Annotated in this window: 1 pseudogene; it reads left to right on the forward strand. The window is 63.9% G+C overall.

Annotation, left to right across the window (positions count from 1 at the left end):
• Positions 1 to 215 (forward strand): annotated as a pseudogene (locus tag AC3A4M_RS22855) (hypothetical protein); the annotation flags it as partial.
• Positions 216 to 294: the final 79 nt, after the last annotated feature.

The raw sequence follows: 294 nt of genomic DNA on the forward strand, positions 1-294 counted from the left end.
GTCTGCTGCTCGGCGGCGAGTTCACCGTCCTGGACTACCTGGTCTGGAACGAAATCCCGACGGTGCTCGGCAACCTCATCGGCGGTCTGGTGTTCACGGCGCTGCCCCTCTACGTCACCCACGCTCGGACCAAGGCGCCGTCCAACACCGTCGGGAACCTCGAGCTTCCGCCCGGGGAAGACGTCGCACGCACCGAAACCGGAATCCGCCACTAGCAGGACTATCCCTTTGTGCCTCATCCGAGGGTAAGGCCGCTGCCTGTAGATGGCGATGTCTCACTGCGCAGACGAACGA

This window comes from Arthrobacter sp. Soil_C_60 (assembly GCF_057656375.1).